We start from the raw sequence: 15,860 nt of genomic DNA on the forward strand, positions 1-15,860 counted from the left end.
CCTGTCGGCGGCACATGCGAGGATGAGGAAGCGTGATGGACGGGCGCGACGGGTGTGACGAGGCAGAAGGGCCGGGTCGGACGTGAGTGAGAATCAGAACCTCCTCGCGGAGCAGCGCCGCGCCCTGATCCTCGACGAGGTACGCCGCAGGGGCGGGGTCCGTGTCAATGAACTGACCCGCAAGCTGGGTGTGTCGGACATGACGGTCCGCCGCGATCTCGACGCCCTCGCCCGCCAGGGTGTCCTGGAGAAGGTGCACGGCGGCGCCGTCCCGGTGGTGGAGGCGAGCACGCACGAGCCGGGGTTCGAGGCCAAGTCAGGTCTTGAGCTGAACGCCAAGGAGGACATCGCGCGCACCGCGGCCTCCCTGGTGGCGCCGGGCACGGCGATCGCGCTCTCCGGCGGCACGACGACGTACGCGCTGGCCCATCATCTGCTCGACGTGCCGGACCTGACGGTGGTGACGAACTCGGTGCGGGTCGCGGATGTCTTCCACTCCGCGCAGCGCACCTCGGGCCAGCGCCAGGGAGCGGCGACCGTCGTCCTCACGGGCGGTGTGCGCACGCCGTCGGACTCGCTGGTCGGCCCGGTCGCCGACCAGGCGATCGGCGCGCTGCACTTCGACGTGCTCTTCCTGGGGGTGCACGGCATATCGGCGGAGGCCGGTCTGTCCACGCCCAATCTCGCGGAGGCGGAGACCAACCGGCGTCTGGTGCAGTCGGCGCGCCGCGTCATCGTGGTCGCCGACCACACCAAGTGGGGGACGGTGGGCCTCAGTTCGTTCGCCGGCCTGGACCAGGTCGACACGCTGGTGACGGACGCGGGGCTGCCCGCGGAGGCGCGGACGGAGATCTCCGAGCGGCTGCGGCGTCTGGTGATCACGGGCGAGCCCGAGGAGCCGGGGGCCGACGAGCGGGTCGGAGACGGCGTGGACGCGGGGCGAGCCGAGAACGCCGGGAGCACCGCAGACATCTGACAGCCCGCCAGCTATGGTGTCGGTGCTCGGTCAACGACCCGATTCCGCTTGGGGGCTTGAGTTCGATGGCACGCCGACTGAAGCCCGTGGGACTGCGGTTCGTCGAGTCCGCTCCGCTGCGTCTGGTCTTCGCGCGTGAGGTGAGCGCGCCCCCGGAGGCGGTGTACGGCGCGCTCGCCGACGACATGACCGCCTGGCCCGAGTGGTTCACGGCTGTCACGCTGTGCCAACCCATCGACTGCGCGGACGGCGGCAAGGGCCGCGAGGTCCGACTCAAGGGCGGCACCCGCTTCTGGGAGACGATCGTCGCGGCCGAACCCTCCCAGCGGTACGCCTACCGTGTCGACGAGACGAACGCCCCGGGCGTGCGTGCCCTCCTTGAGGAGTGGCGGCTCACCCCGGCCGGGACCGGCACCCGTGTGCAGTGGACGTTCGCCGCGGACGGCGTCGCGCCGTTCCGCCTCGCCCTGAAGCTCGGCAGGCCGGGCATGGGCCGCGCCTTCCGCGACGCCGCCACCGCCCTGGACCGGCGCCTGTCCGCGGCCAACGCCTGAGCCGCACACAGGAGTTGCGGCCTTCTAGGTCCAGGTCCCGTTCGCCAGGAGCGACTTGATCGCGGCGGAGTAGGGCGTGATGTCCATCCCCTGTTCGGCCAGCCACGCGTCCGAGTAGTACTTGTCCAGGTAGCGGTCGCCCGGGTCGCAGATGAGCGTGACGACGCTTCCGGTGCGGCCCTCGGCCACCATCTCGGCGACGATCTTCAAGGAGCTCCACAGGCCGGTGCCGGTCGAGCCGCCCGCCTTGCGGCCGATCGCCTGCTCCAGGGCGCGCACGGCGGCGACGCTCGCCGCGTCCGGCACCTTCATCATGCGGTCGATCGCGCCGGGCACGAAGCTCGGCTCCATCCGCGGCCTGCCGATGCCCTCGATGCGGGACCCGCAGTCGCTGGTGGCGTCCGGGTCGTGGTGGGTCCAGCCGTCGAAGAAGCAGGAGTTCTCGGGGTCGGCGACGCAGAGCCGGGTGTCGTGCTGCATGTAGTGGACGTAGCGGGCGATGGTCGCCGACGTACCGCCCGTGCCCGCCGTGGCGACGATCCACGCGGGCTCCGGATAGCGCTCCAGCCTCATCTGCTGGTAGATCGACTCGGCGATGTTGTTGTTGCCCCGCCAGTCCGTGGCCCGTTCCGCGTAGGTGAACTGGTCCATGTAGTGGCCGCCGGTCTCGACTGCGAGGGCGGCCGACTCGGCGTACATCGTGCGTGGGTCGTCCACGAAGTGACATCGACCGCCGTGGAATTCGATCAGGCGGCACTTCTCGGCGCTGGTCGTGCGAGGCATCACCGCGATGAAGGGCACCCCGATCAGCTTTGCGAAGTACGCCTCGGAGACGGCCGTCGAGCCGCTGGACGCCTCGATGACCGGCCGTCCCGGCCGGATCCAGCCGTTGCAGAGGCCGTAGAGGAAGAGCGAGCGGGCGAGACGGTGCTTGAGGCTGCCGGTCGGGTGGGTCGATTCGTCCTTGAGATACAGGTCGATGCCCCATTGTTCCGGCAACGGGAAGCGCAGCAGGTGCGTGTCGGCGGAACGATTGGCGTCCGCCTGCACTTTGCGCACGGCTTCTTTGAGCCAGGCGCGGTACTCCGCGTCGCTGCGGTCCACGTCGAGCGTGGTCATCGGCTCGTCGGCCTGATCCTGCTGTGTGGTGCTCACCGCGCGGCTCCTTGGCGTCAACCTGGCCGCGCTCGGAGCGGGCCGGACACCTCGATCATAGGCACCTTCCGCACGCTTCTCACCTGCATAAACACACCTTTGAGCACCTCAAAGGCACACCTTCCACAGTTGACTGAAACATAGGCACGACACACTGGGGAGAAGATGTGGTCCAGTGGTGACCACGTCTTCATACGCACTGGTGCTCGACGTCAGGTGCGTGCAGACTGCACCGCACGGGAAGGCGGTCCCGTACGGAACGACATACCGAAGCGCTCAAGGGGGCGGAACGTCATGGCGGAGCCGGAGTTCACGGCCACAGGCGTGCGGATCGGACGACGGCTGCGCTCCCTCACCCGGGCGGGTCAAATCCGTATCACCGACGGCAGGTTCGAGCTGCTGACCAGTTATGGCAGGGAGATCGACAGCGCGCCCGTGCAGACGGTGCGAGCCGGCAAGCCATGGTTCGCCGCCGACGACCGGGCCCTTGCCGAACTGAACGGCACGCGCTATCGCCTCACCCTCGCCGATCATGATCCGGCGCCCGGCAAGGCGGGGCCGCCCACGGTCCGCAAGTTCATAGACGCGGTGCGCAGGGCCAAGGGTCACCGGACACCTGCCTGACCGCGGGGCACGTGCCGGAGGAGCCCGCGCGCTCCCGGCCGGGACGGTGCGAGTTGCACGCCCGCACCCCCTGAGTCACTCTGGTCTCACATCACTCTGGGTTCATCGGCGATGACGCTGCGAACCAGCCCGCCGGTCACATACAGCGACCGGCAGACCCCGCGGCCGCTGCTGGATCCGATCGTCGTCTTCTTCCGGACCACAATTCGGGGAGCCGCAGTCGTGATCAGCCAGCCAAGCAGATATTGCACGGTGGAGCTCCAGGCTCTGCCGTCGCGGATCGGCCAGGTCCGCAGAATCGTATCGGCGCAGTTGCGCTACTGGCATCTCGATCCGTTGATAGACCAGGCCGCGCTCGGTGTGACCGAGCTCCTGACCAACGTGCACCGGCACGCACAGCCGGACAAGGTGTGCACCGTGGAGATCGAGCTGCTGCTCGACCGTCTCACGGTCTCCGTGCACGACCACGATCCCCGCCTTCCCGAGGTCAACGACGCGGAGCCGTTCGCGACCTGTGGCCGCGGGCTCGCCATGGTCGCCGCCGTCAGCGAGAGCTGGGGGGTGCGCCCCCACGGCGACACGGGCAAGGTCGTCTGGTTCACCCTCCCGGCCCCTACGACCACCGTCGCGCTGCCGTCCACCTATCCGGCGTACGGCGCGGCCACCGCGGGTCCCTTCGCGGACCTGGGTGCGGGACCGCGGTCCCTCGCCGACGGGCACGCGCCCGGACATGCTCCCGCCCGGTCGGCCGTTGTCGGCTGACCGGGCGGTGACAGGCCCCGTGGAGCGCGCGTCCTACGTCACTCGGTGGCGATGGCACGCAGCACGTCCAGGCGTGCGGCCCGCCGCGCCGGACGCAGACCCGCGAGGGCTCCCGCCGTCAGGCCCACCAGGACGACCACAGCCAACTGCACGGGTGGCACCGAGAACGCGAAGGCACTGCTCGTCGCGCCGTCCGAAGCCTTGACGAGCACCCAGCCGAGGAAGCCGCCGAGCACCAGGCCACCGGCCGTGCCGGAGGCGGCGACCAGCACCGACTCCCAGCGGACCATGGCCCGCAGCTGCGCCCTGGTCTGACCCACCGCACGCAACAGCCCCAGTTCACGGGTCCGTTCGTGGACGGCGAGGGTGAGCGTGTTGGCGATGCCGAGCAGGGCGATCAGGACGGCGAGCGCCAGCAGGGCGTAGACCAGCGTGAGCATCATGTCGATGCCGCCGGCCGCCGACCGCGCGTACTCACCACGCGTCTGCACATCCGGATTGCCGTACTCCCGGGCGACCTCGGAGACCGCGGCCCTGCCCTCGTCCGCGCTCACGCCTGCCGCGAAGCTGACGGAGACGAGACTGTCGGCGTCCTGCATACGGTGCGGCGCCCACGCCTCGCGGGTGATGACGTAGTCCCCCGCGAGCTCCGACCGGCCGTACAACGCGCGGACGGTGAAGGTGTTCTTCTTGCCGTCCGCGAAGGCGAGCTCGGCCTTGGAGCCGACCTTCAGGTCCTGCTTCCCGGCCTCCTCCCTGTTGATCGCGATGCCGTCGGTGCCGAGGCCGTCCAGCGTCCCGTCGACCTTGCCGAGGTCGAAGGACTTGGCGAAGGGGCCCGGGTCGGTGACCGTCAGGGCGCGGCCTTCCCCGTCGACCTCCGCCGCGCCCTTGCCGAGGCCGACCGCGGTCGCCACCTCCGGCCGCTCGGCGAGCGCGGGGGCCAGCCTGGGACTGAGTCCGCTGCCGCCCGCGCCGAAGCCCGGGGTGCTGATGGCGAGGTCACCGGCGAAGGAGCGGTTCACCGTCTGGTCCATGGTCGCCTTCAGTGAGGCGCCGAAGACCGTGAAGAGCGAGACGACGGCGACACCGATCATCAGGGCGCTCGCGGTGGCGGCGGTCCGCTTGGGGCTGCGCAGGGCGTTGCGCCGGGCGAGTCCGCCGGTGACACCGCGCAGCCGGTCGAGGGGCCCGCCGAGGACTCGTACCGCCCGCGAGGACGCCACCGGCCCCAGCACCACGAACGCGACGAGCGCGAGGACGGCCCCTGTCCCGGCCAGCCACACGGACGGGCTGACGAGAACGCCGACGAGCGAGAGGCCCACGGCGGCGAGCGCGAGGACCGCACCCGCGAGCGCGCGTTTACGCGAGGCCCCGGAGTGGTCGACCGCGGTCTCGCGCAGCGCGGCCAGGGGCGCGGTGCGCCCGGCGCGTACGGCGGGCAGCAGCGCGGAGCCGAGACACACCACGATGCCGACGGCGAGCGGCAGCACCATCGACAGGCCGCTGATCACCAAGTCGCCCTCGGGGAAGGGGAATCCGATGGCCGGGAAGAGCGCCTGGAGCCCGGCCGCGATCCCTATGCCACCCGCGAGGCCCGCGGCGGACGCGATCACGGCGACCACGCTCGCCTCGATCAGGGTGGCCGCCGTGACCTGCCGGCGCGAGGCGCCGAGCGCGCGCAGGAGGGCGTTCTCACGGGTGCGCTGGGCGACGACGATCGCGAAGGTGTTGTGGATGCTGAAGGTGGCGACGAGCAGGGCGACCCCGGAGAAGACCAGCAGGAAGCTGGTGAAGAGCGTCAGGAACTGGCCGGAGATGTTGTCCGTGTTCTCCGCGGCCGACGCCTCACCGGTGATCGCCTCAACTCCCCTGGGCAGTACGGGACTCAGCGCGTCGACGAGTTCCCGCTCGCTCACGCCGGGCCCGGCCCGCACCTGGATGGTCGCGGCCTCGCCGGGCTTCGGCGTCAGGTACTTCTCGGCGTCGGCCTGCGTCATGCCGGTGAAGGTGGTCTGCGCCATGCCGTCCTCGCCGCCGAAGGTGGCGAGGCCCACGATGGTCACCTGGACGGGGTCGGGGGTACGCAGCGTGGTCGTGTCGCCGATCTTCAGGTCGCCGGATTCGGCGGCACCGCGGTTGACGACGACCTCGCCGGACTTGGCGGGGGCGCGGCCCTCGGCCAGCTGGTAGGCGTTCAGCTCCTCGTCGTCGATCCAGTTGCCGGCGAGCGTGGGCGGGCCCTCGCCGCCGATGGGCTCGCGGTCCTTGCCCAGGAGTTGGCCCGCGCCCTGGATGGCGGGCGCGGCGGCGGCGACGCCGTCGGTCCGCTCGATCTTCTCGGCGAGCGAGGTCTTGACGGGCTGCCGGGTGCCCTGGCTGTCGTCGGGGGTGGTGATGGTGTCGGCGCTGCGCACGACGGCATCGGTGCCGCGCGTCGCGTTGCCGAACATCGTGTCGAAGCTGCCGCGCAGGGTGTCGCCCATGACGAGCGTGCCCGCCAGGAAGGCGACACCGAGCATGACCGCGAGGAACGTACCCGCGAAGCGACGCTTGTGGCCGCGCAGCGAGGACAGGCTGATACGCAGGGAGGCGGTGCTGCTGCGCATGGGGGCACGGCGGGAACTCATGATGATGCTCCCTCGGCATGAGATGCGGTACGGGGGGTGCCGGGCCCGGCGGCCGCCTTCGCGTCGAAGGCCTTGAGCCGGTCGAGGACCTTGTCGGCGGTCGGGTCCGCCATCCGGTCCACGAGGCGGCCGTCGGCCAGGAAGACGACCTCGTCGGCGTGGGCCGCGGCCACCGGGTCATGGGTGACCATGACGACGGTGCGGTCCATCTGCCGCACGGCGCGGCCGAGGAGCCGCAGCACCTCCTCACCGGAACGCGAGTCGAGGTTGCCGGTCGGCTCGTCGGCGAAGACCACGTCGGGCCGACCCGCGAACGCCCGTGCCACGGCGACGCGTTGCTGCTGCCCGCCGGAGAGTTCGGCGGGCCGGTGATGGAGCCGGTCACGCAGCCCCACCACGTCGATGAGAGCGTCGGTCCACTCGGCTGACGCGCCGTCATGCCCCTTGCCCGCGAGGTCCATCGGGAGCGTGATGTTCTCGGCCACGGTCAGCGTCGGCACCAGGTTGAAGGCCTGGAAGACGAAACCGATGCGGTCGCGGCGCAGGAGGGTGAGCCGCCGGTCGTCGAGCGAGCCGAGCTCGGTGTCGCCGATGTGGGCGGCTCCCGAGGTGAGGGTGTCGAGGCCCGCGGCACAGTGCATCAGGGTGGACTTGCCCGAGCCCGACGGCCCCATGATCGCGGTGAAGCGCCCGGCGGGAAAGCCGACGCTCACCCCGTCCAGGGCCCGTACGGCGGTGTCGCCGCAGCCGTAGACCTTGACGGCGTCGGTGACGCGGGCGGCGTAGACGGTGTCGGTACCGCTTCGGTGTCCGGTCGCGGTGGTCATGCCGCACCACCCTTGGCGGCGCTCCCGAACTCCTCGTTCAGGACGGAAAGACGACGCCAGTACTCGTCCTCGTCGATCTCGCCGGAGGCGAAACGACGGCCGAGCACGGCGATGGGCGAGTGCTCGTCGATGCGTACGCCCCGCTCGGCGCCGTCCCGCTGCCACGGTGCGCGGCGGCCCCGCCAGACCGTGCGGCGAAGCAGGGTGACGCCGCCGACCACGACGGCCGCCCAGATGAGCGGGAAGAACAGGATCCACGGGCCGGGCCCGCCGTCGAAGTGAGCCAGGGTGTTCATGGTGTCCATCTCCTCGGGAGCGATGCCTGCGGTGTGGGCTGTTTCGACCGGTGCTTTCCGGTGTCTTGAGGCTCGCGCGTCGAGGGGGTCGGAGTCGTCGTACGGCCAGCGGCTGTGCGCGTACCACTGCGGGAGTACGTGGGGGCTGCGGGGCTGCTCCCGACGTGGGGCGGGGGGGGGCGGCCACGCTCGACGGCCACCTACAAGACTCCTGTACCTACTACCACTCTGTACCTACTAGTATGTACAGTGGGTTCATGAGCACCTCGGAACGTCTGATCGAGTCCACCCGTGAACTGTTGTGGGAGCGGGGCTACGTGGGCACGAGCCCCAAGGCGATCCAGCAGCACGCGGACGCCGGGCAAGGCAGCATGTACCACCACTTCGCCACGAAGCAGGACCTGGCGCGAGCCGCGATCAGGCGTACGGCGGACGAGATGAGGGCCACGGCCGAGCGGGTACTCGGCGGCACGGGATCGGCGTACGAACGCATCGAGGCGTATCTGCTGCGCGAGCGCGACGTACTGCGCGGCTGCCCGATCGGGCGGCTGACGATGGACCCGGACGTCATCACGAGCGACGAGCTGCGCGCCCCCGTCACCGAGACGCTCGACTGGCTGCGGGACCGCATCGCGGGAATCGTCGAGGAAGGCAAGGACCGGGGCGAGTTCGCGGCAACGCTCGACGCGCAGTCAATCGCGGCGACGGTCGTCGCAACGGTCCAGGGCGGCTACGTACTGGCCCGCGCCTCGGGGTCACCCACGGCATTCGACGCTGGGGTGCGGGGTCTGCTGGCGCTTTTGTTCGCGGCCACCAGCCCTTCGCCGTGATCGACGCGAAAGGCCGGACCGAGCACCCGGCGGCCTGAGAACACCGAGCGAGACCCGAAGAACGAGGAGCGAAACACCGTGCACGCGATGCAGTACGAGATCACACTTCCGGCCGACTACGACATGGGCATCATTCGCCAAAGGGTCGCCACCAAAGGTCACTTGCTGGACGCCTACCCGGGCCTCGGGGCCAAGGCGTACCTGATACGCGAACGGGGCATCGACGGCTCCCCCGTCAACCAGTACGCACCGCTCTATCTCTGGAACACACCCGTGGGCATGAACTCCTTCCTCTGGGGTCCCGGCTTCCAGGGCATCGTCGATGACTTCGGGCGGCCGGAGGTGCAGCACTGGACGGGGCTGGCGTTCGCGGAGGGGGCGACTCCGAAGAAGGGACCGATGTCCGCCAAGGCGGCGATACGACGCCGCCAGCGCATCCCGGCCCGCACCCACCTGGGCGGCCTCGCAGACGAACTGGCAGCTGAGGCAGCCCGGTTGGCGCGGCAGGAGGGCGCACTCTTCGCGGCGACGGCCATCGACCCACGTACATGGGAAGCACTGCACTTCTCCGTCTGGGACCACGAGTCGCCCAAGGGAGAGGGCGACGTGTTCCAGGTGCTGCATGTGTCGGCGCCGGAACGGGACCTCCTCACCCAGGGCAAGCACTGGTGAACGCGCCGGGCCTGGCGGTGGGCTGAGGGGAAGCGATCCGCTCTCGCCGCACCGTATTGCACTGAGCGTTCCAAAACGCGTACTGTACCGGCATGGCCCGACCGAGAACCTTCGACGAGGAGCGGGCCCTGGACGCGGCGATGCATGCCTTCTGGGTGAATGGTTACGAGGCCACCTCGACCCAGGATCTGTGTGAAGCCACCGGCCTGGGCCGCAGCAGCATCTACAACACGTTCAGCAGCAAGCACGAACTGTTCCGGCGAGCCCTGGCCCGCTACATGGACTCCATGACGTCGGTCCACGTCGAGATCCTGGAGGACGCGGAACGCCCCCCGATGGAGCGCCTGCGCGCACTGTTCGAGCGCGTCATCGACTCCGAGTTCGAGTGCCGCGAGCAGGGGCACAGCATCGGCTGCCTGACCGTGAACACGACGGTGGAGCTGGCCGGGCGCGACCCCGAGGCCGCCGAGATGCTCGCCGACGATCTCGCCGTACGGCTGGCCGCCATGAGCGCCGTCATCCGTACAGGACAGGTCGGCGGCGACATCACCTCCACCCGGGACGCGGGCGACCTGGCCCACTTCCTGAACGCCGTCATCGGCGGAATGCGGGTCTCCGCACAGGGCGGCATCGACCGCGCGGCCCTGACGGCCATCGCTGAGACCACCTTGGACGCGTTGACGCCTTGACGATTTGACGCCCTGACGGTTTTGACGGTTTGACGCGTTGCGGCTTGGCGGCCTGACTGCCTGACTGCCTGACTGCCTGACTGCCTCAACCGTCGACCACCCCCTTCGCTCACCGGGCTGCACCTGCATGCCGCATGCCGTCGTTTTGTACTGAATAGTCCAAACGTTTTGTACGGATCAGTTCAAAATTATCTCGCCAGCCCACTCCATTCCGTCCCATCCCATCCCATCCCCGACAGGAGCCCCCATGCCCCGCGCCGTCTATCTACTGGCCCTCGGCATCTTCGCCATGGTGACCAGTGAGTTCGTGGTCGCCGGTCTGATGCCGCAGATGGCCGACGGACTCGATGCCACGATTCCGGAGATCGGGTACTTGATCACCGCCTTCGCCACGGCGATGGCTCTCGGCGGGCCCTTCCTGACGATCGCTTTGCTGAAAGTGCGTCACAAGTCGGCCCTGATGGTCCTGTTCGGCATCTTCCTGGCAGGCAACGTTCTCGCCGCTCTGGCCCCGGACTATCGCACCATGCTCGTGGCCCGCATCATCACCGGCATCGCGTCGCAGGCCTTCTTCGGCGTCTCGATCTCGATGTGCTCAGAACTCACCCGTCCCGAAGTGCGGGGCAGGGCCATCTCGGTGGCCCTCAACGGCCTGATGCTCGGCACCCTCCTCGGGCTGCCGCTCGCCACCGTCATCGGTGAACACCTGGGCTGGCGCGCCGCGTTCTGGGCCATCACCGGCCTGACCGTCATCGCCGCGCTCGCCACCCTCGCCGGGGTGCCCCACATGGAACGCGTCGGCACCGAAGGCGCCGGCAGCGGGACAAGTCCCAGCCTGCGTATGGAACTGGGCGCCCTCCGCAGCCCCCGGCTCTGGCTCACGCTCACCACCAGCACCTTCGTCATCGGCGCCACGTTCTCCGCCTTCAGCTACTTCAACCCGATCCTCACCGAGGTCACCGGCTTCTCCACGGGCACCGTCCCGCTCCTGCTCATCGCGTACGGAGCGGCCACGCTCATCGGCAACACCGTCGTCGGCCGGTTCGCCGACAAGCGCACCGTGCCGGTCCTGCTCACCGGCCTGCTGCTCAACCTCGCATTCCTCGCCGGCTTCGCCCTATTCGCCCAACTGAGCGTCGCAGCGGTGGTGTTGATGATGGGCATCGGCCTGGTCGGGGTCACCATGAACCCGGCCCTGGTGACCCGCGTACAGCGCACGGGCAACGCCCGGCCGCTGGTGAACACCGTCCACACCTCGTTCATCACCCTCGGCATCATCATCGCGACGTCCGTGGGCGGGCCCGCCATCGATACGTTCGGCCTGCGCGCGCCGCTCTGGATCGGCGCCGCCCTCGCGGCGCTCGGCCTCCTCACGCTGCTGCCCGACCTCAAGCGGCTGCGTGAGGAGCGAACCGCGGCCACCACGAGGGGAGTTGAGCCCCAGGAGCCGGCCGGCGGGCCTCAGGGCGCGGCTCCCGCGAACGCGAAGGAGACCGCCGCCCGCGCCTGAGGCCTTCCAAGAGCCCCTATCCCAACGCCGCGAGGGGGTCGTCGAGCACCGGCTGCCAGGCCAGTTCGGCGGCCCCCACCAGGCTGTTGTGGTCCAGCGTGCAGGCGAGGATCGGTACGCCGCCGCTGCGTCCCCACAGGCTCCGGTCGGCGACGACGGCGCGCAGCCGCTCGGGGTCGGCCTCGAGGAGTGCGCGGTGCAGGCCGCCCAGGATGATGCGATCCGGGTTGAGGATGTTCACCAGGCCCGCGAGTCCGAGGCCGAGGCGGTCGATGAGTTCCTCGGCCGCCGCACGGACCGCGGGATCCCCGCCCCCGTCCCGCAGCAGCTCGCGGGCCTGCAGCAACAGTCCCTCGGGGCCCGGCTCGCGGCCCGCCGCCGTGAGGAAGGCCAGCGGGTCCGTCTCGACGTCCAGGCAGCCCCGGCTGCCGCAGTGGCAGGGACGGCCCTCCGGATTGACGGTGAGGTGGCCGACTTCGAGCGCGAGGCCCGAACTGCCGGTGTGCAGGCGCCCGTCGAGCACGAGCGCGCCACCGACCCCGCGGTGTCCGGTCGCCACGCACAGCAGATCGCGCGCGCCACGCCCTGCGCCGTGCCGGTGCTCCGCGAGCGCGGCGAGGTTGACGTCGTTGGCGGCGAACGCGGGTCCGGCGATCCCCGCCTCCCGTACGCAGTCGGCGAAGATCTGGCGCACCTGCGAGCCCGCGGGCCACGCCAGATGCAGCGGATTGAGCGCGGTGCCCTCCGGTTCGGCTACGGCCGACGGCACCGCGAGGCCCGCGCCCACGCACCGCCTGCCGGTCTCCCGCAGCAGTTGCGCACCCGCGTCGATGACCGAGCCGAGCACCTGCGCCGGGTCGGCGTCGATCGTCTCGCAGCCGGGGGCCGTGGCGACGATCCGGCCGCCGAGCCCCACGAGCGCCGCCCGGAAACCGTCCGAGTGCACCTGCGCGGCGAGCGCGACAGGGCCGTCCTCCGCGATGGAGAGGCCGTGCGAGGGGCGGCCCTGGGATCCCGCGGGCGCACTCGGCCTCGCGTCGATCCTGATCAGGCCGAGCGCCTCCAGCTCGGCGGCGACGGCGCCCGCCGTGGCGCGGGTGACGCCGAGTTCGGCGGTGAGCACGGCACGGGTCGGGGCGCGCCCGGTGTGGACGAGCTCGAGAGCGGGCCCGAGCGCTCCGCGCCCTCGCTCCAGGCGCGTACGCGTGGACAGATCCCCCTCGACGCGGGGGGCAGCCTTGCCGTTCATGAGGGCGAGTCTCCCATGATCCGTACGCCGCCTCGCCGTTCAGCCGTCATCTGCCCGTACACCGCCCGCCCACTTCCCTTCCCCTGCCGATTCCCTTGCCGATTCCCCTGCCGAGCCGCATGCCGAGTCGCATGCCGAGTCGCATGGATCTTCCACTCGGGGTGCCCGCCGCCCCACGCGAGCCACTCACTCACGGACGATCGCAACAAAATCCCACCCACCACCGGCCCACCGACCTGCCAACCGGGAATCTTCTGCATGTCGACGCCCGAACAGAATTCGCTCCGGCCAGCATCCGCTCGTCCGCGAGCCTCCCGCCACTGCCGTCCCACCAGACCCCTCCACCCACCACGTCCCTCCACCCACAGGTGACCGCCACCTCACGCGAACCGTCTTGTACGCCACGGGGGCACACCTCTACTCTGACTTTGTGCCGCTAGTAAACAAAACCACGTCCGCAGCGTCGCGGGCCACTCCCCCGGGCCTTGTCCGGCTCCGTGTCGCGCTCACCGTCTTCTTCGCGCTCGACGGCTTCATCTTCGCCGGATGGGTCGTCCGCATCCCCGCCATCAAGGAACAGACCGGTGCGTCGGCCAGCGACCTCGGGCTCGCACTGCTCGGGGTGTCCGCCGGCGCCGTGATCACGATGACGCTCACCGGACGGCTCTGCCGCCGCTTCGGCAGCCATCCGGTCACCGTGGCCTGCGGAGTCCTGCTGCCGCTGAGCATCGCGCTGCCGCCGCTGACGCATTCGGCGCTCTCGCTCGGGCTCGTGCTCCTGGTGTTCGGCGCCGCGTACGGCGGCATCAACGTCGCCATGAACAGCGCCGCCGTCGACCTGGTGGCCGCCATGCGGCGCCCGATCATGCCCAGCTTCCACGCCGCGTTCAGCCTGGGCGGCATGGTCGGCGCGGGGCTCGGCGGGCTGATCGCCGGCTCCCTCTCCCCCACGCGCCACCTGCTCGGTCTCACTGTGATCGGTCTGGTGGTCACCGCCGTCGCGGGGCGGACCCTGCTGCGCCTCGAACCGCCCGCCCCACCGGCGGACCAACAGACGCAAGAAAGCGCCCCGCGCCACCTCGACACGCGCACCCGGCGCCTGGTGATCGTCTTCGGGTTCATCGCCCTCTGCACCGCCTTCGGCGAAGGAGCGCTCGCCGACTGGGGCGCCCTCCACCTCGAACAGGACCTCGCCGCCCACCCCGGCATCGCAGCCGCCGGATACTCCTGCTTCGCCCTCGCCATGACCATCGGCCGCCTCAGCGGAACCACCCTGCTCGAACGCCTCGGCCAGACCCCGATACTCGTCGCCGGTGGCACCACGGCCGCCGCAGGCATGCTCCTTGGCGCACTCGCCCCCACCGTCTGGCTCGCCCTCGTCGGCTTCGCCGTCACCGGCCTCGGCCTCGCCAACATCTTTCCCGTGGCCGTCGAACGCGCGGGCGCCCTGGCAGGCCCCAACGGCGTCGCCACCGCCTCCACCCTCGGCTACGGCGGCATGCTCCTCGGCCCGCCCGCCATCGGCTTCATGGCCGACTGGTTCACCCTGCCGATCGCCCTCACCAGCGTCGCCGTACTCGCGGGCCTCGCCGCCGCCATCGGGTACACGACTCGCCGCCGCTGATCCTCCCGGGCACCCCCGGGCGTGCCCGGGCCTGCCCGGGGCGCCCGGGGCGCCCGGGGGTGCCGCGTTGGGCGAGCACCGCCCTCCGCCTCGGTCGCCGGGCATGCCCAGTCCCCCCAAGGCACCGAGCCTCCCCTCGATCCCCTCCATCCGGCAGAATCCCGCCCATGGAGATCTCCGAGCACCTTGAAGTTCTTGATGCGGAAGGCAAGTTGCTGGCCCGCACCGCCGAGGCGGCCGGGACGGACGCCAAGGTGGCGACCTGTCCCGGCTGGGCGGTGCGTGATCTGCTGTCGCACACGGGCACAGTGCACCGTTGGGCCGCGGCGTTCGTCGCCGAGGGCCACACCTCGCCGCGCCCCATGGGCGAACCGCCGGAGCTCGACGGCGCCGCCATGCTCGACTGGTACCGGCAGGCGCACGCCGACCTGGTCACGACGCTTCGTGCCGCCGCACCCGACCTGCGGTGCTGGGCCTTCCTGCCCGCGCCCTCGCCGCTCGCCTTCTGGGCGCGGCGACAGGCGAACGAGACCACGATCCATCGCGTGGACGCCGAATCCGCGCGCGGGGGTGCGCCGTCGCCGATCGGCACCGAGTTCGCCGCGGATGGGATCGATGAGTTGCTCCGCGGGTTCCACGCGCGTGCACGCAGCAGGGTGCGCACGGAGGAACCTCGGGTCCTGCGGGTGCGCGCCACGGACGCGGACGCGGACGCGGTGTGGACCGTACGCCTCTCGCAGGAGCCGCCCGTCACGGAGCGGGGCGAGGACGGCCGGGCCGACTGCGAGGTCTCGGGGCCCGCGGAGCGCCTCTATCTCGCGCTGTGGAATCGCGCGGCGTTCCCGCACGTCACCGGTGACACCACCCTGAGCGCTCTGTGGAGCGAGAAGTCAGGCGTGTAGCGAGAAATCGATCGGGCGTGTAGGGGCAGGAGCGGGCAGCAGGAGCGGACTAACGCACTTCGGGCCGCGCCAGCATCCGCTCCAGCACCGCGCGCTGCAACGGCCGTACCTCCGCGTGCAGCTCGCGCCCCTTGTCGGTGAGCACGACCCGCACCCCGCGCCGGTCCTCGCTGCACATCGCGCGCTCCACCAGGCCGTCCTTCTCCAGTCGGCCGATGAGGCGGGACAGCGCGCTCTGGCTGAGGTGCACCCGGCCCGCGATGTCCTGCACGCGGTAGGCGCAGTCGCCGTCCACCGCGGCGCCCTCGGAGAGCACGTCGAGGACCTCGAAGTCGCTCGCCCCGAGGCCGTGCTCGCGCAGGGCGCCGTCGACTTCGCACAGGGTGCGCGCGTGCACCGCGAGGATGTCGCGCCATTGGTCCACGAGCTCTCGCTCGGCCGTCCCGAGCTCTTGCCTGGCCGTCCTGAGCTCCTGCTCGGCCTTTTTCGCCGCCATGACATCGCACGGTAGCAGAGAATCCGCTCTTTGTTGCATCGGAATTAAATGCACTTGCAGTCAA

The 15,860-nt window shown here is 70.6% G+C and carries 17 protein-coding genes; 10 read left to right on the forward strand and 7 right to left on the reverse strand.

Annotated elements, in window-relative coordinates:
* Nucleotides 1-82 precede the first annotated feature (82 nt).
* Both AB0I66_RS05685 and AB0I66_RS05690 read left to right on the forward strand, forming a co-directional pair.
* A complete protein-coding gene (locus AB0I66_RS05685; RefSeq protein WP_363206398.1) occupies nt 83-976 on the forward strand; it encodes a DeoR/GlpR family DNA-binding transcription regulator in 894 nt (297 codons plus the stop codon).
* A 65-nt stretch (nt 977-1,041) separates the two neighbouring features.
* On the forward strand, nt 1,042-1,530 hold the full coding sequence (locus tag AB0I66_RS05690) for an SRPBCC family protein (protein ID WP_363206399.1): 489 nt from the start codon (nt 1,042-1,044) through the stop codon (nt 1,528-1,530).
* Nucleotides 1,531-1,554: 24 nt separating this feature from the next.
* Here AB0I66_RS05690 and AB0I66_RS05695 read toward each other — a convergent pair whose 3' ends face one another.
* Entirely contained in the window at nt 1,555-2,649 is a 1,095-nt protein-coding gene (locus tag AB0I66_RS05695) for a PLP-dependent cysteine synthase family protein (protein WP_363206698.1), read from the reverse strand.
* 330 nt (nt 2,650-2,979) lie between these two features.
* Here AB0I66_RS05695 and AB0I66_RS05700 point away from each other — a divergent pair, with 330 nt between their 5' ends.
* Nucleotides 2,980-3,309 carry a hypothetical protein gene (locus AB0I66_RS05700; protein ID WP_363206400.1) on the forward strand — a complete coding sequence of 110 codons (330 nt, stop codon included), beginning with the start codon at nt 2,980-2,982 and terminating at the stop codon, nt 3,307-3,309.
* An 86-nt stretch (nt 3,310-3,395) separates the two neighbouring features.
* Here the strand turns inward: AB0I66_RS05700 and AB0I66_RS05705 are convergent, their stop codons facing one another.
* Entirely contained in the window at nt 3,396-3,560 is a 165-nt protein-coding gene (locus AB0I66_RS05705; RefSeq protein WP_363206720.1) for a hypothetical protein, read from the reverse strand.
* On the opposite strand from AB0I66_RS05705, the gene AB0I66_RS05710 reads away from it, so the two are divergent.
* The gene (locus AB0I66_RS05710; protein ID WP_363206699.1) at nt 3,532-4,071 is read left to right on the forward strand and encodes an ATP-binding protein; all 540 of its coding nucleotides are present in this window, start codon (nt 3,532-3,534) and stop codon (nt 4,069-4,071) included. The genes AB0I66_RS05705 and AB0I66_RS05710 overlap by 29 nt on opposite strands.
* 38 nt (nt 4,072-4,109) lie before the next feature.
* Here the strand turns inward: AB0I66_RS05710 and AB0I66_RS05715 are convergent, their stop codons facing one another.
* From AB0I66_RS05715 to AB0I66_RS05725, 3 genes are read right to left on the reverse strand one after another with little or no spacing between them, the layout of a single operon-like run.
* Nucleotides 4,110-6,680: an FtsX-like permease family protein gene (locus AB0I66_RS05715; RefSeq protein WP_363206700.1), complete on the reverse strand. Its 2,571-nt coding sequence runs from the start codon at nt 6,678-6,680 to the stop codon at nt 4,110-4,112.
* Between the two features lie 17 nt (nt 6,681-6,697).
* Complete coding sequence (locus AB0I66_RS05720; RefSeq protein ID WP_363206401.1) at nt 6,698-7,528, reverse strand: ABC transporter ATP-binding protein; 831 nt, start codon at nt 7,526-7,528, stop codon at nt 6,698-6,700.
* Complete coding sequence (locus tag AB0I66_RS05725) at nt 7,525-7,824, reverse strand: SHOCT domain-containing protein (protein WP_363206402.1); 300 nt, start codon at nt 7,822-7,824, stop codon at nt 7,525-7,527. The genes AB0I66_RS05720 and AB0I66_RS05725 overlap by 4 nt, the downstream gene beginning before the upstream one ends.
* A gap of 257 nt (nt 7,825-8,081) precedes the next feature.
* Here AB0I66_RS05725 and AB0I66_RS05730 point away from each other — a divergent pair, with 257 nt between their 5' ends.
* From AB0I66_RS05730 to AB0I66_RS05745, 4 genes are all read left to right on the forward strand, one after another.
* A complete protein-coding gene (locus AB0I66_RS05730; RefSeq protein ID WP_363206403.1) occupies nt 8,082-8,654 on the forward strand; it encodes a TetR/AcrR family transcriptional regulator in 573 nt (190 codons plus the stop codon).
* Between the two features lie 78 nt (nt 8,655-8,732).
* Nucleotides 8,733-9,326, forward strand: a complete 594-nt coding sequence (locus AB0I66_RS05735) for a DUF4865 family protein (protein WP_363206404.1) — start codon at nt 8,733-8,735, stop codon at nt 9,324-9,326.
* Nucleotides 9,327-9,418: 92 nt separating this feature from the next.
* On the forward strand, nt 9,419-10,015 hold the full coding sequence (locus AB0I66_RS05740; RefSeq protein WP_363206405.1) for a TetR/AcrR family transcriptional regulator: 597 nt from the start codon (nt 9,419-9,421) through the stop codon (nt 10,013-10,015).
* Nucleotides 10,016-10,262: 247 nt separating this feature from the next.
* Nucleotides 10,263-11,525, forward strand: a complete 1,263-nt coding sequence (locus AB0I66_RS05745; protein WP_363206406.1) for an MFS transporter — start codon at nt 10,263-10,265, stop codon at nt 11,523-11,525.
* Nucleotides 11,526-11,541: 16 nt separating this feature from the next.
* On the opposite strand, the gene AB0I66_RS05750 is transcribed toward AB0I66_RS05745, so the two are convergent.
* Entirely contained in the window at nt 11,542-12,774 is a 1,233-nt protein-coding gene (locus AB0I66_RS05750) for an ROK family protein (protein WP_160503373.1), read from the reverse strand.
* Between the two features lie 430 nt (nt 12,775-13,204).
* Here AB0I66_RS05750 and AB0I66_RS05755 point away from each other — a divergent pair, with 430 nt between their 5' ends.
* Together AB0I66_RS05755 and AB0I66_RS05760 are read left to right on the forward strand one after the other, a co-directional pair.
* Nucleotides 13,205-14,398, forward strand: a complete 1,194-nt coding sequence (locus AB0I66_RS05755; protein ID WP_363206407.1) for an MFS transporter — start codon at nt 13,205-13,207, stop codon at nt 14,396-14,398.
* A 167-nt stretch (nt 14,399-14,565) separates the two neighbouring features.
* The gene (locus tag AB0I66_RS05760; protein WP_363206408.1) at nt 14,566-15,300 is read left to right on the forward strand and encodes a maleylpyruvate isomerase family mycothiol-dependent enzyme; all 735 of its coding nucleotides are present in this window, start codon (nt 14,566-14,568) and stop codon (nt 15,298-15,300) included.
* 49 nt (nt 15,301-15,349) lie between these two features.
* On the opposite strand, the gene AB0I66_RS05765 is transcribed toward AB0I66_RS05760, so the two are convergent.
* Nucleotides 15,350-15,796, reverse strand: a complete 447-nt coding sequence (locus AB0I66_RS05765) for a MarR family transcriptional regulator (RefSeq protein WP_363206409.1) — start codon at nt 15,794-15,796, stop codon at nt 15,350-15,352.
* Between the last annotated feature and the right edge of the window lie 64 nt (nt 15,797-15,860).

Origin of the sequence: Streptomyces sp. NPDC050439, assembly GCF_040655335.1 — a bacterium.
Taxonomy (GTDB): domain Bacteria; phylum Actinomycetota; class Actinomycetes; order Streptomycetales; family Streptomycetaceae; genus Streptomyces.